The 19,556-nt window shown below is 69.4% G+C and carries 16 protein-coding genes; 5 read left to right on the plus strand and 11 right to left on the minus strand.

Annotated features, from left to right (window positions below; all coding sequences use genetic code 11):
• Nucleotides 1-2 precede the first annotated feature (2 nt).
• Both BM417_RS09050 and BM417_RS09055 read left to right on the plus strand, forming a co-directional pair.
• Nucleotides 3-512 carry a sigma-70 family RNA polymerase sigma factor gene (locus BM417_RS09050; RefSeq protein ID WP_093589907.1) on the plus strand — a complete coding sequence of 170 codons (510 nt, stop codon included), beginning with the start codon at nucleotides 3-5 and terminating at the stop codon, nucleotides 510-512.
• Nucleotides 509-844, plus strand: coding sequence for an anti-sigma factor family protein (locus tag BM417_RS09055; protein ID WP_093589910.1), 336 nt, complete (start codon nucleotides 509-511; stop codon nucleotides 842-844). The genes BM417_RS09050 and BM417_RS09055 overlap by 4 nt, the downstream gene beginning before the upstream one ends.
• 4 nt (nucleotides 845-848) lie before the next feature.
• Here BM417_RS09055 and BM417_RS09060 read toward each other — a convergent pair whose 3' ends face one another.
• The 6 genes from BM417_RS09060 to BM417_RS09080 all read right to left on the minus strand — a co-directional run bounded on the left by BM417_RS09060 (nucleotide 849) and on the right by BM417_RS09080 (nucleotide 8,870).
• Nucleotides 849-2,810: a family 43 glycosylhydrolase gene (locus BM417_RS09060; RefSeq protein ID WP_093591003.1), complete on the minus strand. Its 1,962-nt coding sequence runs from the start codon at nucleotides 2,808-2,810 to the stop codon at nucleotides 849-851.
• On the minus strand, nucleotides 2,807-4,438 hold the full coding sequence (locus BM417_RS09065; RefSeq protein ID WP_093589913.1) for a glycoside hydrolase family 27 protein: 1,632 nt from the start codon (nucleotides 4,436-4,438) through the stop codon (nucleotides 2,807-2,809). The genes BM417_RS09060 and BM417_RS09065 overlap by 4 nt, the downstream gene beginning before the upstream one ends.
• A 63-nt stretch (nucleotides 4,439-4,501) precedes the next feature.
• On the minus strand, nucleotides 4,502-5,953 hold the full coding sequence (locus BM417_RS09070) for a non-reducing end alpha-L-arabinofuranosidase family hydrolase (RefSeq protein ID WP_093591006.1): 1,452 nt from the start codon (nucleotides 5,951-5,953) through the stop codon (nucleotides 4,502-4,504).
• 209 nt (nucleotides 5,954-6,162) lie between these two features.
• Nucleotides 6,163-7,341, minus strand: coding sequence for a LacI family DNA-binding transcriptional regulator (locus tag BM417_RS09075; RefSeq protein WP_218164399.1), 1,179 nt, complete (start codon nucleotides 7,339-7,341; stop codon nucleotides 6,163-6,165).
• Nucleotides 7,338-7,508 carry a hypothetical protein gene (locus tag BM417_RS47660; RefSeq protein ID WP_177320343.1) on the minus strand — a complete coding sequence of 57 codons (171 nt, stop codon included), beginning with the start codon at nucleotides 7,506-7,508 and terminating at the stop codon, nucleotides 7,338-7,340. Before BM417_RS47660 ends, BM417_RS09075 begins: the two co-directional genes overlap by 4 nt.
• Nucleotides 7,509-7,547: 39 nt before the next feature.
• Nucleotides 7,548-8,870, minus strand: a complete 1,323-nt coding sequence (locus tag BM417_RS09080) for a glycoside hydrolase family 6 protein (RefSeq protein WP_093589919.1) — start codon at nucleotides 8,868-8,870, stop codon at nucleotides 7,548-7,550.
• Nucleotides 8,871-9,440: 570 nt separating this feature from the next.
• On the opposite strand from BM417_RS09080, the gene BM417_RS09085 reads away from it, so the two are divergent.
• From BM417_RS09085 to BM417_RS09095, 3 genes are all read left to right on the plus strand, one after another.
• Nucleotides 9,441-10,811: an endo-1,4-beta-xylanase gene (locus BM417_RS09085; protein ID WP_093589922.1), complete on the plus strand. Its 1,371-nt coding sequence runs from the start codon at nucleotides 9,441-9,443 to the stop codon at nucleotides 10,809-10,811.
• Between the two features lie 91 nt (nucleotides 10,812-10,902).
• Entirely contained in the window at nucleotides 10,903-12,210 is a 1,308-nt protein-coding gene (locus BM417_RS09090; protein ID WP_245821795.1) for an extracellular catalytic domain type 1 short-chain-length polyhydroxyalkanoate depolymerase, read from the plus strand.
• Nucleotides 12,211-12,259: 49 nt separating this feature from the next.
• Nucleotides 12,260-13,531, plus strand: coding sequence for a cellulose binding domain-containing protein (locus BM417_RS09095; RefSeq protein WP_093589928.1), 1,272 nt, complete (start codon nucleotides 12,260-12,262; stop codon nucleotides 13,529-13,531).
• A 62-nt stretch (nucleotides 13,532-13,593) separates the two neighbouring features.
• On the opposite strand, the gene mmuM is transcribed toward BM417_RS09095, so the two are convergent.
• From mmuM to BM417_RS09120, 5 genes are all read right to left on the minus strand, one after another.
• Nucleotides 13,594-14,439, minus strand: coding sequence for a homocysteine S-methyltransferase (gene mmuM / locus BM417_RS09100; RefSeq protein ID WP_093591009.1), 846 nt, complete (start codon nucleotides 14,437-14,439; stop codon nucleotides 13,594-13,596).
• A 370-nt stretch (nucleotides 14,440-14,809) separates the two neighbouring features.
• Nucleotides 14,810-15,832, minus strand: a complete 1,023-nt coding sequence (locus BM417_RS09105) for a LacI family DNA-binding transcriptional regulator (protein WP_218164400.1) — start codon at nucleotides 15,830-15,832, stop codon at nucleotides 14,810-14,812.
• Nucleotides 15,833-16,067: 235 nt separating this feature from the next.
• Nucleotides 16,068-17,810: a glycoside hydrolase family 6 protein gene (locus tag BM417_RS09110; protein WP_093589934.1), complete on the minus strand. Its 1,743-nt coding sequence runs from the start codon at nucleotides 17,808-17,810 to the stop codon at nucleotides 16,068-16,070.
• A gap of 20 nt (nucleotides 17,811-17,830) precedes the next feature.
• Entirely contained in the window at nucleotides 17,831-18,283 is a 453-nt protein-coding gene (locus BM417_RS09115) for a hypothetical protein (RefSeq protein WP_143138571.1), read from the minus strand.
• Nucleotides 18,283-19,548 (minus strand): lytic polysaccharide monooxygenase, encoded by a 1,266-nt coding sequence (locus BM417_RS09120; protein ID WP_218164401.1) that lies wholly within the window; start codon nucleotides 19,546-19,548, stop codon nucleotides 18,283-18,285. The genes BM417_RS09115 and BM417_RS09120 overlap by 1 nt, the downstream gene beginning before the upstream one ends.
• Nucleotides 19,549-19,556 lie beyond the last annotated feature (8 nt).

Raw genomic sequence — 19,556 nt, forward strand, 5'->3', positions numbered from 1 at the left:
TCATCAACGACGACCACATCGCCCTGTTGCGCGCGCTGCACGACGGCCACGCCGCCGCCCTGTGGCGCTACGCCCTGCGGCTGACCGGGGACGAGCAACTCGCCGAGGACATCGTCCAGGAGGCTCTGCTGCGCGCCTGGAGACATCCCGAGGTCCTGGAGCAGGGTTCGTCGGCGTCCAAGGCGTGGCTCTACGCCGTGGCGCGCAACTACGCCATCGACGAACGCCGCAGCGCCCGTGCCCGGTGGGAGGTCGATTCGGAGAGCCTGCCCGAACGGTCGCGGGCCGACCACACCGACTCCACGCTCGACGCCTGGCTCGTCGCCGACGCGCTGTCCACGCTCAAACCCGAGCACCGGCTGGTGATCGTGCGGGCCTACTACCGCGGCGAGTCCATCGCCGAACTCGCCGACGCGCTGGAGGTGCCGCAGGGCACGGTGAAGTCGCGGCTGCACTACGGCCTGCGCGCGTTGAGGCTGGCCCTGCAGGAGAACGGGGTCACGGGGCGGTGAACGCACCGGATCCGTTCCGGGAGTGGGACGGCGCCTACGTCCTGGGCTCGCTGTCGACCTCGGACCGGCTGGCCTACGAGCAGCACCTCGCGCAGTGCGCCTCGTGCGAGCGCGAGGTCTGCGGGCTCGCGGGGGTGACGGGCCTGCTGTCGCGCGTGCCGGTGGCGTGGGCGGTGCAGTCGCTGGACACCGACCCCGAGGTGCCCGCCGCCGTCCTGCCCCGGCTCGTCCGGGCCGTGCGGCGGCGTCACCTCGTGGTCACGGCGGCGACGGTTCTCGTCGCCGCCGTGACCGGCGCGGTGCTCGCCGCGCTGTTCTGTTGCTATCTCTGAGCTGTCAGGGAGTGGTCAGCTCGAAGCGCTGCACCCCCACCGAGCCGCCGAGCGCCTGCGTGGCGTGGTTGAAGATGCCGAACCGGTAGCCCATGAAGAACTGCCAGTCGCTCTTCAGCGTGAAGCCGCTGCCCAGTGACGTGAAGTTCACGCCGTCGGTGCTGTAGGAGAACCGGGCCTGCCGTCCGCTGCCGGGACGGATGTCGGCGTTGGCGCGCAACCAGATCCGGGTGCCGGTGAGGTTCGCGCTCGCGACCTCGGTGCCGGTGCCGGTGGTGTTCCAGTTGCTGTCCATGGTGAGGCCGTTGACCATGACCACGCGGTTGCGGCCGCTGTCGCGCTTGACCCCGATCCACGCCGAGGAGTCGCGCAGCATCGCCAGTCCGGTGCGGTCACCGTCGCGCATCGAGGCGAGATCGAGTGTGACGGTGGCCGTCGAGGTCGGGCCCTGTGTTCGGTGGGTGAGAGTGTTGCGGGCGTTGTACAGGTCGTTGGTGACGGTCGCGGTGGACAGCCTCAAACCGTTGCCGACGCTGTACTTCGTCGTGTCCGGGTTGTGGTTCCACTCCCACTGCGGCTTGAGCGCGGTGCCGTCGAAGGTGTCCACGCCGGTCATGGGTCTCACCGGGCGCGACGGCAGGTTCGGCATCGGGTAGTTCGCGCCCCAGCCGCCGTTGACGGTGGTGATGCGCGGCCAGCCGTCGGAGGTCCAGGTGATCGGGGCGAGCACCGGTACGCGGCCGCCGGGGTAGGCGTCCACGAAGGCCATGTAGTACCAGTCGCCGTTCTGCGTCTGCACCATGCCGCCCTGGTGCGGCACTCCCCCGCCCTGGATCGGCGTGGGCATGTTCAGCAGCACCTGCTGGACGGTGTACGGGCCGAACGGGCTCGACGACTTGAGCACGTACTGGCCGTTCGCGGGCCTGGTCAGCCAGATGTAGTAGCTGCCGCCCCGCTTGTAGAACCGCGCGCCCTCCAGGGTGCCGATGTTGGACGGCGTCTGGAAGACCTGCTGCGAACGCACTTCCGACTTCCCGTCCGCCGACAGCTGCGCGACGCTGATCGTGGTGTTGCCGTACGCCACATACATCGTGTCGTTGTCGTCGACCAGCATTCCCGCGTCGTAGTAGCACTTGTTGATCGTGGAGAGCTTCGACCACTGCCCGTCCACGGCCGCGGCGGTGTAGATGTGGGTCTGGGCGAAGTCGACGCACCCGCCCCAGTAGAAGGTGTTGTTGCTCTTGCGGTGGTTGAGGAACGACGCCCAGATCCCCCGCACGTACCCCCTGCCGCCGTTGAGGTCGTACTTGGAGCCGAAGTCCAGTCGTGGCACGGAGTGCCCGGCGAACTCCCAGTTCACCAGGTCGTACGAACGCAGGATCGGCGCGCCCGGCGAGTAGTGCATGGTCGACGCCGAGTAGTAGTACGCGTCGCCCACGCGGATGATGTCGATGTCGGCGAAGTCCTGCCACAGCACCGGGTTGCTGAACGACGCCGGCCTGGGTGTCGTTGTGGTGGTGGTCGTTGTGGTGGTGGTCGTGGTCGTGGTGGTGGTCGGATCCGTGCCGCCGTTGCAGCTGGTTCCGTTGAGGCGGAAGGACGCCGGGTCGGGGTTGGCGGAGCCGGACGTGGCGTTGAACCCGAACTCGACCTTGCCGCCGGAGGGCACAGACCCGTTGTAGGAGGCGTTGCGCGCGCTGACCTCACCGCCGCTCTGCGTCATCACCGCGTTCCAGTGCTGCCCGACCTGCTGGTCGGAGGCGTACGTCCACTCGAGCGTCCAGCCGGTGATCGCGTCACCGGTGTTGGTGATGGACACGGACGCGCCGAAGCCGCCCTGCCACTCGGAGGTCTTGATGTAGGCGACCGAACAGCCGGGGGCGGCCTGCGCGGTCGTGCTCGCGGCGAGTCCCGCGGCCACCAGGGTGAGGGCGGACACCGCCGCCGCGACGGGAGCCCATCTCATGATCGCGACCACCTCTGGTTGGTCTGGCCGTTGCAGGTCCACAGCACCAGCTTCGAGCCGTTGGCGGTCGCGGCCCGTTCGACGTCGAGGCACAGACCGGCGTTCGTGTTGCGCAGCGTCCCGTCCGAACCCAGCGTCCAGCGCTGGTTCGCCTGACCGTTGCACTGCCAGACGATGACCCTCGTGCCGTTGGCGGTGCCCTGGTCGTACGCGTCGAGGCACTTGTCGCCGAACACCCGGACCTCGCCGTTGGTCCAGGAGGTCCACCGCTGGGAGGCCGGCGTGAGGCAGTCCTGGATCACGACCGCGGCCCCGGCCGCCGTGGAGCCGTTCTCGACGTCGAGGCAACGGTTCGACCCGGCACCGCGCAGCCGCGAGGTGGTGTTCTCCAGCGGGCTGCCACCGGTCACCCGGAACGCAGTGACGCCGTGTGCGGGAACGGACGCGGAGATCGCGCCCGACGTGCTGGACGTGCCGCCGGTCCAGAGGTCGGTCAGCGTGAAACCGTTGCCGGACAGGCCGATCTGGGCGGCCGTGGTGGAGATGGTCGCCGTGCCGCCGCCCCGGTTGAACAGGCCGACGGCGACCGAGCCGTCCGCGAGCGGTTTGGCGAACACCTCGGTGGCGCCGTCGTCGCGCACCCGGCGCCCTCCGGCACCGAGGCCGTCCTGGTTCACGGTGATCAGGCGCTGGTTGCGCAGGACCGCGCTGACGTCGGCGGACATGGTGCGGATGTCGTTGCCCGCCATGAGGGGCGCCGCCATCAGCGACCACAGCGTGAAGTGCGACCGCGACTCGGTGAGCGTGAGGCCGGGGCGCCCGACGACGAGCATGTCCGGGTCGTTCCAGTGGCCGGGACCGGCCTGCACGGCGAGCGGGGCGGTGATGTCGACGACGTTGCCCACGCCCATCGGATAGCTGTTGGTGTTGCCGTTCTGCCAGATGTCCAGCAGGTCCTCGGTGGTACGCCACAGGTCGGCGACCTCGCTCCAGTCGTACCTGTCACCGGTGGGAGCGTGGAAGCTGTTGGAGTTGATGCTGTAGACGATCGGGCGGCCGGTGGCGCGCAGGGCATCGCGCATGATCGTGAACCGGGCGATCTGCTCGTCCCGGGTGCCGGCGCCCGAGCACCAGTCGTACTTCAGGTAGTCCACGCCCCACGACGCGAAGCTCCGCGCGTCCTGGACCTCGTGGCCCTTGCTCCCCGTCGAACCGGGGTGGGCGCCGGTGCCCTGCGCGCACGTCTTCTCGTTGGGTGCCTGGTAGATGCCGAACTTCAGGCCGCGGGTGTGGATGTAGTCGCCCAGCGCCTTCATCCCGCTCGGGAACTTCGACGGGTGCGCGCGCAGGTTGCCGGCGGAGTCGCGCTGCGGGTCGAACCAGCAGTCGTCCACGACGACGTACTGGTAGCCGGCGTCGCGCATGCCCGACGACACCATCGCGTCGGCGGCCTGGCGGACCTGGCTCTCGGTGATGCCGCAGCCGAAGCTGTTCCAGCTGTTCCAGCCGAGTGGCGGGGTCAGCGCCGGACTGCCGGGAGCGGCGGTGGCGGGATTCGCGGTGACGGTCGCCATCGCCGCCAGCAGGACGGCGGCGAGGCGCGTGAGTTTCCTGGACCAGGAGGGCATCGTCGCCCCTTTCTCGCGGGGGGACGCCGCCGGTGCGCGTGCCCGGCGGCGTCGGTCCTGCACTCAGCAGGTCGAGTTGGTCTGGGTCAGCAGGCCGAGCCGCCAGGGCAGCCGGTTGTAGTCACCCCCGGCGTTGGGGTCCATGCCCTGGTAGAGATAGCTGAGCTTGCAGGGGCTGATCTCCATCGTCTGGTCGACGTTCGTGCGCACCATCTCGCCGTGGCTGATGTCGCGCGTCCACTGTCCACCTGGGAACGTCACGTTGTTGGCGCGGGCGAACGGGTTCGACTCGCTCTCGGCCAGCCCCGTCCACGGACCGGTGATCGAGGGCGCGGTCCAGGAGCGGAACCAGCGGCGGCCGTCCGAGCCGATCGCCTCGTGCACGAGGAACCACTGGTTCTTCCCGGCGATCTTGTAGACGTTGGACGCCTCGAACAACCGGTTGCGGTTGCTGTCCTGCATGGCGATCACCGTGTTGGTGAAGCCGTTCGGGAACTGGCCGAGGCTGGTCTCGGACCGGTAGAGGTGGCCGTTGTCGTCGGAGGAGAACAGGTAGCACTTCGCGGTGTCGCACACCATCCAGAAGTCGACCCAGTAGCCGTTGCCGATGTTGTCGCGGATGATCTGCGGCATCCCGTTGGCGTAGAAGTTCTTCGGCGTGGACCACGACGCGGGGTTGGAGATGTCGGACGTCGTCGAGTACGAGGCGTTCGACCCGGTCTGGTAGACGAGGTACCAGAGGCGTTGCGGCGCGAAGTAGAACACCTGCGGCGCGGCCCGGTACCCGGCGCCGACGCCAGAGCGGTCGAGGTAGTAGTGCGGTGCGGACGACGCCTGGGACCAGTCGCTGAAACTGGTGTACATCAGGTTGTAGCCGTCGGTGTAGGTGGACGCGAAGACGTGGTACTTGCCGTTGTGGTAGATGACGCTCGGGTCCTTGACCGCGACGTTCGCGTGCGTGGAGTCCGGCTTCGGGCTGATCAGCACGCCGCTGGAGTTCCAGCGGAAGCTCGACGGCAGGTTGCCCACGGGCGGGTTGCCCGTCGTGGTCGTCGTTGTGGTTGTGGTGGTGGGGCCGACTTCACCGGTGCAGAGGGTGCCGTTGAGCGTGAACGCCGTGGGGTTCGGGTTGGAGGTTCCCGTGGAGGAACCGTTGAAGCCGAACTCGACCTTGCCGCCGGTGGGGATCGCCGCGTTGTAGGAGACGTTGCGCGCGGTCACCTGGCTCCCCGACTGGGTCGTCTCCGCGCTCCAGGCCTGCTTCACCTGCTGGCCGGCGGAGAAGCTCCAGGTGAGCGTCCAGCCGTTGACGGCGTCACCGAGGTTGGTGACGCTGACGTTCGCCGTGAACCCACCGTCCCATTGGGACGGTGCCGAGTACGTCACCGAACAGCCCGGCGCGGCCGCGGCCGGAGGCACCGTCACCGCGGCGAGTGCGGACACGGCGATCAGCGGTACAGCGGCGGCGGCCGTGAGCCGGGCCCGCCGGGATGTGAACAGTCGTACGAAGAACATGATCACCCTTCGTCGTCGGAGGAAGCGGAGAGCACGATCACGCACTGGCGCGGGCGGTCAGCGACAGGGGGCTGCTTCCAGCAATGTAGAAGACCCCGTCACGCGGGGTCAAAGCTAAATGTGAGCGCTAACTTTTAGCAGCTTCCGCTCCATGAACACCCAGAACGCCATCCGTACCAACACCGCTGTTAACGCGAACAATCGGCGCTTCAGCGCTGCGGAGGTGCCACCGAGCCGCCCTCACGCAGCGGCATCGGCACCCGGTGGACCAGGGACGACCGGACGCCACGCGGCCGCCGTTCCAGCATCTCCACCAGCACCCCGACCGCCCGCGCGCCGAGCTCGTGGCGCGGCAGGGCGACGGTGGTCAGCCGGGGTCGCATCCACGAGGCGACGGGGTGGTCGCCGAACCCGAGCACGGAGACGTCACCGGGCACGGAGAGCCCGGCCTCGGCGAGCGCCTGGTACGCCCCGAACGCCAGGCGGTCGTCGAAGCACACCAGCGCCCGCGGCCGATGGGCGCTCAGCAGCCGCCGGGTCGCGTCGTAGCCGTCCTCCGGTGTCCACTTCGGACAGCAATGCGCACCGGCGATCTCGACGCCTGCGGCCTCGAACACCTCGCGTATGCCGACGAGGCGCTCCACGGCCGCGACACCGCCAGGCGGCACGCCGCGGGGACCCACGCCGATCAGGTGAACGCCGCGCCGGTGCCCGGCCTCGACGAGGACACGCGCCGCCGAACGGCCGCCCTGCCGCTCGTCTGGCATCACCGACGGAAGACCGGGGCGGGAGGCGTTGGTGGCGTTGAGGAGCACCGCGGGCACGTGGTGCGGGCCGTCCGGCAGGGCGACCGTCCTCGTGTCCGCCGGCACGTGGCGCGGGCCGTCCGGCAGGGCGACCACCCTCGTGTCCGCCGGCACGTGGCGCGGGCCGTCCGGCAGGGCGACCACCCTCGCGTCCGCGGGCACGTGGTGCGGGCCGTCCGGCAGGGCGACCACCCTCGTGTCCGCGGCCGCGAGGACGATGCCGTCGGCACGCCGGTCGCACATCGCCGCGAACAGCGCCCGTTCCTCCACCGGGTCGCCACCGGTCTCCCCCACGAACAGCACGAACCCGCGCCGATGCGCGGCCTCCAGCGCGCCGCTGAGCACGTCGCCGGCCAGCCCGGTCGAGGCGATTGTGTCGAGCACGAACCCGATCGTCCGCGAACGTCCTGGCCGGGGTCCCGTCACGAGCGTGCCACGCCGATAACCCAGGTCCAGGGCGGTCGAGCGCACGCGCCGTTCGGCCGCCTCGGAGATGCGCAGTTCCCGCGCTCTTCCGGTCAGCACGAGCGACGCGGTCGTGACCGACACCCCGCTCGCCGCCGCCACGTCGGCCAGGGTCACGCGCGTTCGTCCCACCGCGGATCCGCCTCCCGTACGGGCCCGGCCACGTCACGGCCGGAGTTCCACGAGATGGTCGTGGCCACCCGCTCTTCATCCGGTCCGATGGCGGGTGCGGACGCGTCGTGTCCACAGAGGACTCCGTGGCGCACGGCGACGGGTCCCGTCACGGCGGTGCGGTGACGGGACCCGCTTTCCCTGTCGTCGCCTCAGGAACAGGCGACGTTGTTCAGCGCCGGTGACGCGAACGGCGGCGTGCCGTTGTAGTTCGCGTTGTACCCGATGCTCAGCTGGGCACCGGACGCCAGCGAGCCGTTCCACGCCACGTTCGCCACCCGGACCACGTCGCCCGTGTCCGTCCACGTGCCGTTCCAGCCCTGGGTGACGGACACGCCAGGTGCCGAGAAGGTGAAGGTCCAGCCGTTGATCGCCGGGCCGCGGTTCTCGATCAGGATCTCCCCGGTGTAGCCGCCGTTCCACTGGCTGACCACGCGATGGGTCGCCTTGCACCCGCCGCCGGGATTACCGCCCGTGGTGGTAGTCGTCGTGGTCGTCGTCGTGATCGGCCCCGCCGCCATCGCGAGCTCGTAGGCCCGCTGCGGCACGAACTGACCGGCCGGCGCGATGCAGCCGTCCGACTCGCCCGGCAGCTTGACCCACAGGAACGCGTCGATCTTCGAGTCACCCGTGTTCGTCGTGCTGGGTGTGCCGATGGCGCGTCCCGCCGGGTCGCACCACTCGCTGCCGGCGGGACCGTTGCCGTTGCGGCTGGTGTCCACGACCGCCTTGAGCCGGCCGTCCCCGACGGCGTTGAGCACGTTCTTCGCGAAGTTCACCTCGTCGGACGTGGCGCGGTAGTTCGACACGTTGGTCGAGATGCCGTCGGCGCTGTTGGAGATGTCCGCGCCGCGCAACCGGTTCGCGGCCTCCGCCGGGGCCAGCCACGCGGAGTGCCCGATGTCGAAGTACACCTTCGCCTGGCCGGAACCGGACTTCAGCCGCTTGCCCGCGTAGGCCATCGACGCCTTGGTCTGGTTCTGCTGGTCCGCGTTCTGACAGGTGGTCATCAACGGCAGCACGTCCGGTTCCAGCACGATCGTCGCCGGACGACCGGCCAGGCCCGCCGCCACCTCGTCCACCCAGGCCCGGTAGGCCTCGTGCGAGGGCGCCCCGCCGCCGCTGGCGCCTCCGCAGTCGCGGTTGGGGACGTTGTAGACCACCAGGATCGGGATCTTCCCGGCGGAGGCCGCCGCGCCCACGAAGGAGCTGACCTCCGAGCGCACGGTCGAGGTGTTGGTCGTCGTGTACCACCGCGCCTGCGGGACCGACGCGATGCGGTCACGGATGACCGACGCCCGCGAGTCTCCCGGGTTCGCGGCCACCCACCGCGCGCTCGAGCTCGACGGGTCGACGTAGAACGCCGACTCCGCGGCGCTGACGGTCACGCCGGTGCTGACGACCAGGGCGGTGACCCCGGTGACGACCGCGCCCGCGAGCACGCACGCGCCTGTTCCCCGCTTCCACCGTGCCATCGTGCTTCCTCTCCGATTGCTGGATGAACTTCGCGGACAAGACGAACCCGATGGGGAGTCACGGGTCGACGGGGAAGCACCGGCGCGAGCCGGATCGGTTGCTCTCATTCAGGGTCCTCGCAGCATCGTCGCTGGTGGGCATCAGGAGTCACGGCGCATGAGAGCGCTCCCACGAACGGCGTGCGAATTCCACTGCCGTGTGGTCGAGCACCAGGTCCGCATCGGACCAGCACCGCGGAAAGCGAATACGAGTTGCGGCCAATGTAGCCGTGGAACAAGGTTCGGTCAACGCTGAAGTTGTTAGCGCTCACTTTTGCGGAATACAGTTTCGAAACTTGTTCGACCACTGTGCTCAAACGGTTTGAAGTTCAGACTGGGAGCGCTCCCCTACATTCCTACGCCGATCAGGTCAACCTGCTGTCGAATTCGACGACGCGTTCTTGTGAGCGCGAACAGCGAGCTGCGACACTCGTTGTCGCTCAACGGGATCCGGCACTGGCGCACCGGACCTCGTGAGCTGACCCTGCCCATCACACCCCGCGACGGGGTGTTCCTGCGAAAGCGTGAATGATGAAACTGACATCGAAGTCAGTGGCCCTGATCCCGATCATTGCCACGGTCGCGACAGCGGCAATCGGCGCCACCCTGATCGCACCTCCCGCCGCGAACGCGGCAACCACCCTCGGCGCGGCGGCCCAGCAGAGCGGTCGTTACTTCGGCACCGCGGTGGCCGCGAACAAACTGGGCGACTCGACCTATGCCGGGATCCTGAACCGCGAGTTCGACATGGTCACGGCTGAGAACGAGATGAAGATGGACGCGACTGAGCCGAACCAGGGCCAGTTCAGCTATGGCAACGCTGACCGGATCGTGAACCAGGCGCGCAACCAGGGCAAGCGGGTCCGCGGGCACGCGCTGGCGTGGCACTCGCAGCAGCCCGGCTGGATGCAGAACATGTCCGGTTCCGCGCTGCGCAACGCGATGCTGAACCACGTCACGCAGGTCGCGACGTACTACCGCGGCAAGATCTACGCCTGGGACGTCGTGAACGAGGCCTTCGCCGACGGCAGCGGCGGCGGCCGCCGTGACTCCAACCTCCAGCGCACCGGCAACGACTGGATCGAGGTCGCCTTCCGCGCGGCACGGGCGGCCGACCCGAACGCGAAGCTCTGCTACAACGACTACAACACCGACGACTGGTCGCATGCCAAGACGCAGGGCGTCTACCGGATGGTGCAGGACTTCAAGTCCCGCGGCGTGCCGATCGACTGCGTCGGCTTCCAGTCCCACTTCAACAACAACAGCCCGGTGCCGTCCAACTACCAGACCACCCTGCAGAACTTCGCCAACCTCGGCGTCGACGTCCAGATCACCGAACTGGACATCGAGGGCTCCGGCAGCACCCAGGCGCAGCGGTACCAGACCGTCACCCGAGCCTGTCTGGCCGTCTCGCGGTGCACCGGCATCACCGTGTGGGGCATCCGCGACTCCGACTCCTGGCGCGCTTCCGGCACTCCGCTGCTGTTCGACAACAGCGGCAACAAGAAGGCCGCTTACAACTCCACGCTGGACGCGCTCAACGCGGGTGGTGGCACCGACCCGACGACAACCACCACGACCACCACCACGACGACGAGCAACGACCCCGTTCCGGGCGCGTGCAGCGCGTCGGTGTCGCTGAACCAGTGGAACGAGGGCTTCGTCGCGACGATCAAGGTCACCGCCGGGTCCAGTGCCCTGCGCGGCTGGAAGGTCACCACCACCCTGTCGAACGGCACCGTCACCGGCTCGTGGAGTGCCACCCGCAGCGGCAACAGCGGAACCGTCACCTGGTCCAATGTGGACTACAACGCCAACGTGCCCGCCGGCGGGTCAACCGAGTTCGGCTTCCAGGGCAGCGGAAGCGGAGCCGGGCTGAACCCGGCCTGCACCGCGAGCTGACGTCCCGCACCACACACCGGGCAGGCTCCCGCGGATCGGGCGACACGTCCTCCGCGGGAGCCGGCCTGCCCTCGGGGAGACCATGATGACCTTGACCCGCAAGCTTTGGAGCAGCACAGCTGCCATCGTCGCGGCGGCCGTGCTGCTGGCCGCCGCCGTCGCTCTCTCGCTCGTGCCCCAGCCGGCGAGCGCCGCGTCGCTCGTGCGCGTCACGAACTTCGGCACCAACCCGACCAACCTGAACATGTACGTCTACGCGCCCGACACGGTCGCGGCACGCCCCGCACTCCTCGTGATGATCCACTACTGCACCGGTTCCGCGAGCGCGGTGCACAACGGCGGTGGACGCGACTTCGTCACCGCGGCGGACCGCAACGGCTATGTGATCGTCTACCCCGAAGCGACGAGGGACGGCCACTGCTTCGACGTCTCCACGCAGAACGCGTTGCGCCGCAACGGAGGCAGCGACTCGACCGGGATCATGTCGATGGTGTCGTACGCGCGTCAGCGCTACAACGTGGACCCGGAGCGCATCGTCGTCGCGGGCATCTCGTCCGGAGCGATGATGACCAACGTGCTGGCCGCCGAGTACCCGGACGTGTTCAGCGCCGGCTCGGCCTTCGCGGGCGTCCCGGCGGGCTGCTTCGCGACGACCGACGGATCGATGTGGAACAGCCAGTGCTCGGGCGGAACGCTTCTGAAGACCCCGCAGCAGTGGGGTGACCAGGCCAGGGCGATGTACCCCGGCTACACCGGCCGCTACCCGCGGATGCAGCTGTGGCACGGCACCAACGACACCACGCTGGCCTACCCGAACTTCGGTGAGGCGCTCGACCAGTGGACGAACCTGCACGGGGTGAGCAGGACGCCGGCGTCCACCGACCAGCCCCAGTCGAACTGGACCCGCACGCGATACGGCGCGACCGGCGTCGTCGAAGGCATCAGCGCCCAGGGCACCGGCCACGACGTGCCGACCGCCGGAATGGTGGGCTACGCCATCACGTTCCTGGGCCTGGACCGCCCGCCCACCGGTACCACCACGACGACGACCACGACCACGACGACCACTCCGCCGCCGTCCCAGGGCTGTTCGGTCAAGGCGGCGGTCAACGCCTGGAACACCGGCCTGACCGAGACGATCACCATCACCAACACGTCCGCGACGGCCGTGAACGGCTGGAAGCTGCAGTTCACGCTGCCCGGCGGACAGACCATCACGGGCGGCTGGAGCGCCACCTACTCCCCCGCCACCGGCCAGGTGACCGCGACGAACGTCAACTACAACGCGCAGATAGCGCCTTCCGCCCAGGTGTCGATCGGCTTCCAGGCCACGCACACGGGCAACAGCGGCCCCGCGGACGGCTTCACTCTCAACGGCGTGCGCTGCTCCGCTGCCTGACCGGTGTGACGATCGAAGGGAAGAACGATGGTGCACGAGAAGCTGAACCATGCCCCGGCATAGGTCCGTGATCGCCGCGGCCGTCGCGAGTGCGGTCGCCCTCCTGGGCGCCGCGGGCATCGCCCTCGGCGGTCCGGGCTCCGGCACGACGGCGGCGACGGCGGGATGCGGCAAGCCACCGGCGTTGGCGAGCGGCCAGCACACGATCAGCAGTGGTGGCCAGAACCGCTCTTACACACTGCGGTTGCCGCCCGGCTACGACAACAACCGCCAGTACCGGCTGTTCGTGGGCTTCCACTGGCGGGGAGGCACCGCGAACGACGTCGACTCCGGCGGCGGTGACGGCTACAACTGGTCCTACTACGGGCTTCGGCGGCTCTCCGACGCCGCGAACAACGGCACGATCTTCGTGGCGCCGCAGGGCAACGACAACGGCTGGGCCAACCCCGGCGGCCAGGACCTGAGGTTCGTCGACGACCTCGTCCGGCTGCTCGACGCCGGGCTGTGCATCGACACGACCCAGCGCTTCGCCGGTGGTTTCAGTTACGGCGGCGGCATGTCGTACGCGGTGGCGTGTGCCCGCGCCACCGTGTTCCGCGCCGTGGTCGCCTACTCCGGCGCGCAGCTCAGCGGCTGCGACGGCGGTACCCAACCCATCGGGTACATGGGCATCCACGGCATCAGTGACAACGTCCTGGGCATCGGCCTGGGCCGCGGGCTGCGCGACACGTTCGTGCGCAACAACGGCTGCACACCGCAGAACCCTCGCGAGCCGAGCGCGGGCAGCCGGACGCACGTCGTCACCGCCTACAGCGGTTGCCGGGCGGGCTACCCCGTGGTGTGGGCGGCGTTCGACGGCGGGCACACACCGGGACCGATCGACTCGGGCGGCGACGGCTGGCGCACCTGGACCTCCGGCGAGGCCTGGAAGTTCATCACCCAGTTCACCGGCACCGAGCCCACGACCACCACGACAACGACCACCACGTCGCCTCCCGGCGGCTCGGCCTGCCGGGTCAGCACCGTCGTCAACGCCTGGAACACCGGCCTGACCTCGAACATCACCATCACCAACACCGGTTCCGCGCCGGTCCGAGGGTGGGCTCTGGCCTTCACGCTGCCGAGCGGGCAGACGATCACCTCCGGGTGGAGCGCGACCTACTCCCCCTCGTCGGGACAGGTGACGGCCAGAAACGTCTCCTACAACCCCGACATAGCACCGAACTCGTCGATCACCATCGGCTTCCAGGCCACCCACACCGGCGACTCGGCCGCTCCGGCCTCGTTCAGCCTCAACGGGAACGCCTGCGCGGTCGCCTGACCACCACGGGGAAAGCGCGGCGGCCTGCCGGTCGGACGGGGACCGGCAGGCCGTTCGCCTGTTCACGACCTCGTGGCAAGGCCCTTCGCCAGCACCGCGATCGCGTCCGGCCCGGTCCGGCAGCACCCGCCCACCAGCCGAGCACCGCCGTCAGCCCACTGCCCGGCCTGCGCGGCGAAGCCGGTCCCGTCCCCCGTCCAGGACCGGTCCCGCGCGTCCCACCGCTCCCCGCTGTTCGGGTAGACCACGACCGGCAGCCCGGTGACCTCGCGGGCCACGGCGACCGCGCCCGCCACGTCCTCCGGCGCGCAGCAGTTCACACCGACGGCGATCACCTCGGCGACACCCGCCACCACCTCGAACGCCTCCTCCAACGGCTGCCCGGCGCAGGTCCGGTTACCGCGCACGCTGTAGGAGAGCCAGGCCGGCACACCGCTGCCGCGCACCACCTCCAGCACGGCCTCGGCCTCGTCGACGTCCGGGACGGTCTCGACCGCGAGCACGTCGGGCCCCGCCGCGCACAGCTCCTCGAGCCGCGGGCGGTGGAAGTCGATCAGCTCCTGCCGGCTCAGGCCGTAGCGGCCGCGGTACTCCGACCCGTCCGCGAGCACCGCGCCGTACGGCCCGACGGACGCCGCCACCCAGCGCGGTCCGTCCACATCGGACGCGGCGGAGCGGGCGAGCTCGACGCTGGAACGCAGCAGGCGCGCCGTCTCGCTCTCGCTGATCCCGCGCCGCGCGAAACCGGGGAAGCTCGCCTGATAGCTCGCGGTGATCGCGACCTCGGCACCCGCCCGGAAGTAGGCGAGGTGGGCCGAGCGCAGGGCGTCCGGATCGGTGAGCAGCAACCGCGCCGACCACAGCTCGTCGGACAGGTCGTGCCCGGCGACCTCCAGTGCCGTCGACATCCCGCCGTCGAGCACGACCACCCTGCGCGTCAAAGCCTCTGCCAGTTCCACGGGGCGAGCCTAAAGGGAGGAGGAGTGCGCGACGACCGCTCCGCCGTGAGTCGCGCACTCCTCCAGGACGGTCCTGAGGGCATGTCGTTCCGTACGCGCCGCATGTCCGCACAGAACGACACCAGCCCGACGACCGTCCGTCACACCGCCCGCGAGACGAACGCGGGCGAAGGTCGGCTTCGAGGAAGGAGGAGTGCGCGACAGTCACAGATCGCGCACTCCTCCAAGACGACCACCAGGACCGTCCGCGTGTGCGCGCCGCATGTCCGCACGCGCGGACGCTGTCTGTCCCAGCGTCGCCCGTCCATGCCCGGACCGGTCAGGCCGTACCGCGGTGCGCGGCCGGGTCCGGTGTGCTCGCCCGGCGGGAGAGCCTGGGCGGCAACAGCATCAGGGGTGGTGGTTGTTTGCCCTCCAGCTTGGCGACGAGCAGGTCGACGGCGTGCCTCCCGAGCTCCTCCGCCGGCAGGCGTACCGAGGTGAGCAGCGGTGACGTCTGCTCGGCCAGCTCGTCCGGGCAGATCGCGACCACGGCCACGTCACCGGGGACCTGCCGTCCGGCCGCGCGCAGGCAGGTGGTGATCCAGCCGAGCGCCGCCTCGTTGTGCACGACCAGCGCCGTCATCGACGGGTGGGCGCGGATCAGGGCCTTGGTGGCTCTGAGCACCGAGTCGTGGTCGCCCTCGACGGCCAGTGCCGTCGCGGCGACCCCCCTGCGCATGGCGGCCGCGCTGAACCCGTTCATGGTGCGGTGGGCGAAGCCGGTGCTGCGCCGGTAGACGGCGCTCGGCGCGCCGAGGAAACCGATGGAGCGGTGGCCGAGGTCGGCGAGGTGGTCGACGCACTTCGCGCCCGCGGCCTCGAAGTCCAGGTCCACGCAGGTGAGCCCGCGAGCAGCCGCGGGATGTCCGATGAGGACGGACGGTTTGGACAGCTGCCGCAGCAGCGGCACGCGGTCGTCGTCCATCTCCACGTCCATCACGAGGAACCCGTCGACCTGGGCGCTGTTCGCGGCACGGCGCAGGCCCGCCGCGCCGTCGTCCGCGGTCATGAGCAGCAGGTCCATGTCGTAGCGACGCGCGGTCGTCACCGCGGCGGTGACGAAGCGCATCACCGCGGGCAGGTGCGTGCCCGCCCGCAGCGGGAGCACCAGCCCGATCACGTTCGTCCGGCCCGCCGACATCGTGCGGTCGGAGGCGTGCGGCTGGTAGCCCAGCGCCCTGATGCTCTCGCGGACTCTCGACTTCGTGTCCGCGGAGATCGACCGCTTGCCCGTGAGGACGTAGGAGACCGTGCTCGGGGCTACCCCGGCGTGCCTTGCGACGTCCGCGATGGTGACCACACAGCCTCCTTTCGCGCTTGCGCTCAGTGAGCGTGTCGACACCATAGGGAGCACCTTCTGATGACATCAAGAGTTATGTGTGCGTTAACATTGCGCAATTCGGGTGGTCCAGACGAATTCAGCACTGTCTGGAAACTTGCCCGACAGAAACTGAGAGCAGGTAGGAAGAGCGCGCCCACACGGCACGGCCCCGAACGACAGGGCCGGCCGCATGGGCACGTTCACATCGAGTTGCTCAGAGCGCAGGGTAGGCGTTGCGCATGAGCTCCTGGAACTGGGCGGAGAACCAGTGCCCGGACAGCGGCGCGTTCCCGAGCGCGCCGGACAGGTTGTTGTTGTTCCGAGGGTTGCCGGTGTACGTGGGGTCGCACATCCGGTCGAAGCCCTTGCCCTCGTTGTTCGGGATGTCCTCGCTCGCGCCGTCCGACTCGCCCGGCGGCTTGATCCACACGTAGGCGTCGATGCCGGAGGCGGGTGCCGCCTTCGGGCGTTCACCGATGCCGGCCCCGGACTGGTTGCACCAGTTGCCGAGGTGGATGCGCCGGTCGAGCCTGCCGCCGTCGACGTACGTGTCCACCGTCGTCTTCGGTCCGGGACCGGACGGACGCGCCGCGCCGCCCCAGCCGTTGCGGCTGGTGTCGATCAGCATGCCGACGTTCGCGTCGAAGCCCGCCTGCACGGCCCGCTGCCGGAACGCCTGCGCGTAGGGCAGCTCACCGGTGTAGCGGTTCCAGTCCACCCACTTCGACTGCCGCACCGGCGTTCCGTTGACCGACTCGTCGATCGTGAAGTTCGGCTCCGTCAGGATGCCGTAGTTGGCGGTGTTGGCGATGAAGCCCTGCACGTTGGCCTTCGTGGCGCCGGACGCGTTGGCGGCCTGGAACAGCAGCTCCGCCGACGGGCCGAAGTTGTCGTCCCAGCCCAGCCAGCCGTGGTGCCCGATGTCGAGGTAGTTGTAGACGTTCGGGACCGCGCCCAGCTTCGCGAGCGCGTACCCGACGCCGGTCACGTAGTTGCCGTTCGCCTTCATCACGTCGCACTGCGGCGTCTGAGTGGGTCGCGGCGTCACGTTGGTGACCAGGTTGGGCAGGGAGTCGATCTCGACCACGGTCACGATGCGCAGGTTCGCGTACGCGGGCCTGGCGAGGATCGCCGCGATCGGGTCGATGTACTCGGTCTTGTAGCGGTTGATCTCCGTGGCCCCGAGCTCGCCGTTGGAGGCCAGTGCCGCGCAGTCGCGGCCGGGCAGGTTGTAGATCACGAGCTGGATGACGAGTGGCGTGCCCGCCGCCTGGCGCACCGCCTCGTCCAGGTGCGAGGCCAGCCCGCGGGCACCGGTGGTGCCGCTGATCGCGGCGATGCGGTCCATCCACACACCGGTCGGCTGGTTCGCGATCCGGCTGCCGCCCGACTCCGCGCTCGCCTTGGCCGACCAGTCCGGGTTCACGTAGACCTTCGCGCCGGCGTACGGGTTGTCGACCCGGTTGCCGGGGTTCGGGTTGCCGCTCGTGGTCGTGGTGGTCGTGGTGGTCGTCGTCGTGGTCGTCGTCGGTGCTCCGGTGCACACCGTGCCGTTCAGGGTGAACGTCGTCGGGTTCACGTCACCGCTGGCGGCACCGGAGCCGTTGAAGCCGATGTCGATGGACGCGTTGGTGCCCAGGCCCCCGTTCCACGACATGCTCGTCGCCGTCACGTTGGCGCCCGACTGCGTCCAGTTCGCACTCCACCCCTGCGCCACGCGCTGGCTGCCGGGCAACGCGAACTTCAGCGTCCAGCCGCCCGTCACGGCGTCGCCGAGGTTGGTGATCTTCACCGCGGCACCGAAACCACCGCCACCCCACTGGTTCGCCGTGTAGTCGACACGGCAACCGGGTGCGGCGCCCGCGGGTGGTGCGGTCAGCGCCACCGCGATCGTCGCCGCGGTGGTGGCGACCACGACTCCCGCCGCGGCCCACCGCCTCTGTCCGTTGAGCTTCATTGCTCCGGATCTCCCGTCTCTCAATGGTGTTTGATCTCCATGAGCGAACACGCGGTGGGCGTGCACTCAAGTCTTTTCAGGCCGAGGTACTCCATGCCGATCGAGCCGGTGAGCGCGAACCCGTCCCCGAACGCGAGGTCCGGATCTCCCCGGACCTCGCCGTTCGCGAGCGCGGTCCGCCAGGCCTGTTCGAGGCCCGGCCGCAGGATCAGCAGCCCCAGCCGTTCGTACGGCTGCTTGGCACAGGTCCCCCACTCCGCGATGAACGGCGCGTAGACCTTCGACCGCACCGGACCTGCGAAGTCGGTGAAGTCGTCGTCCCGCTTGACGCTCGCGCACTCGTCGGTCAGGTCGTGCAGCCACGCGGCGACGCCGTCGACACCCCTGCTGAGGTCCGGGGTGGGTTCGGCGCGTCCTACGAGGAGGGCGAACGCGACCGAACCCACCACCAGGAGGGCGACCAGGGCCCTCATCACCGGATGGCGCACGCGGAACCGTTGAGCGTGAAGGACGTCGGATCAGTCGGTGTGGACGTCGTCGTGGCGTTGAACCCGAACGTGACCGAGCCTCCGGCCGGGATGTCCGCGTTGTACGACGCGCCCTTCGCGGTCGCCTGCCCGCTCGCGACGGTGATCGTCGACGACCAGGCCTGCGAGAGCTGTTGTCCCGAAGGGAAAGCCCACACGAGCTGCCACGCGCTGATCGCGCTGGTGCCGCTGTTCGACACCGTCACGTTCGCGGTGAATCCGCCGTTCCACGTGCTCGGTCGCGTGTACGCCACCGAACAGGAACCGATGCTGCCACCACTCGCTGTTCTGACCGCGACCGCCGACGACGACGCCGACGCGTTGCCCGCCGAGTCCGTCGCGACCACCGTGAACGAGTACTGGGTGTCCGCGGTCAGACCGGTGACCGTCACCGAGTTGGTGGCGGAGGTCGCGACCACCTGGCTGCCGTTGTAGACGCGGTAGCCAGTCACACCGATGTTGTCCGTCGACGCGGTCCAGTCCAGCTTCACCGTGCTGCTGGTGACGCCCGACGCGACAGGGGTGCCGGGCGCCGACGGCGCGGTGGTGTCGGGTGTGCCGGTGCCGCCGCCGAACACGACGTCCGAGCAGCTGTAGAACGCCTCAGGGCTGTCCGAACGCTGCCAGAGCGAGTAGATGATGTGCCGGCCCGACTTGTTGGGCAGCCGGGCCTGCCAGGCGTACTCGCCGTTCGCCAGCGGCGGGTTCGTCACCTTGTCGAACGGCACCGACTCCAGGTCGGACCACTTGAGCGGCTTCGTCACGTCGAAGCCGTCCTTGGTGACGTACTGCTCCCACGTGCCGGGGTGCGGCGCCCATGCGTTGTACCGCAACGTGACCGTGCTGTTCGCCTGCACCTGCGTCGACGGCCAGTCGGCGCGAGTGAGGTTGTAGGCGGCGTACTTCGTGGTGGGGCCACACAGGTTGCCGTCGGAGATGATCTCCCGATGGCGTCCGGCGGCGTTGCTGATCAGGTTGCCGAACCAGTCCCACAACGGCTGCTTCCCGCCCTGGGCCACCGCGGCGACGCACGCCGGGTTGGTCGGCTGAAGGTCGCCGCCACCGCTGCCGGCGCGACCGTCCTCGTAGCAGAGGTAGGTGCGGCTGCCGGGCCAGACCATCGACCCGTGCGCGACCGCCGTGCCGCCGGTGTGCACGAGAACAGCGCCGACCGCGACCGCGACTGTCAGGAGCGCTATGCGTTTCCTCATCTCGGGAC

The sequence above is a fragment of the Lentzea waywayandensis genome (genome assembly GCF_900115955.1).
In the GTDB taxonomy this organism is placed as follows: Bacteria; Actinomycetota; Actinomycetes; order Mycobacteriales; family Pseudonocardiaceae; genus Lentzea; species Lentzea waywayandensis.

Bases quoted from the DNA above. Each gene is read 5' to 3' on its own strand.
- BM417_RS09060 (WP_093591003.1), bottom strand. From the start codon at position 2,810: ATGAGATGGGCTCCCGTCGCGGCGGCGGTGTCCGCCCTCACCCTGGTG.
- BM417_RS09065 (WP_093589913.1), bottom strand. From the start codon at position 4,438: ATGCCCTCCTGGTCCAGGAAACTCACGCGCCTCGCCGCCGTCCTGCTG.
- BM417_RS09070 (WP_093591006.1), bottom strand. From the start codon at position 5,953: ATGTTCTTCGTACGACTGTTCACATCCCGGCGGGCCCGGCTCACGGCC.
- BM417_RS09080 (WP_093589919.1), bottom strand. From the start codon at position 8,870: ATGGCACGGTGGAAGCGGGGAACAGGCGCGTGCGTGCTCGCGGGCGCG.
- BM417_RS09085 (WP_093589922.1), top strand. From the start codon at position 9,441: ATGAAACTGACATCGAAGTCAGTGGCCCTGATCCCGATCATTGCCACG.
- BM417_RS09095 (WP_093589928.1), top strand. From the start codon at position 12,260: ATGCCCCGGCATAGGTCCGTGATCGCCGCGGCCGTCGCGAGTGCGGTC.
- mmuM (WP_093591009.1), bottom strand. From the start codon at position 14,439: ATGTCGACGGCACTGGAGGTCGCCGGGCACGACCTGTCCGACGAGCTG.
- BM417_RS09110 (WP_093589934.1), bottom strand. From the start codon at position 17,810: ATGAAGCTCAACGGACAGAGGCGGTGGGCCGCGGCGGGAGTCGTGGTC.
- BM417_RS09115 (WP_143138571.1), bottom strand. From the start codon at position 18,283: ATGAGGGCCCTGGTCGCCCTCCTGGTGGTGGGTTCGGTCGCGTTCGCC.
- BM417_RS09120 (WP_218164401.1), bottom strand. From the start codon at position 19,548: ATGAGGAAACGCATAGCGCTCCTGACAGTCGCGGTCGCGGTCGGCGCT.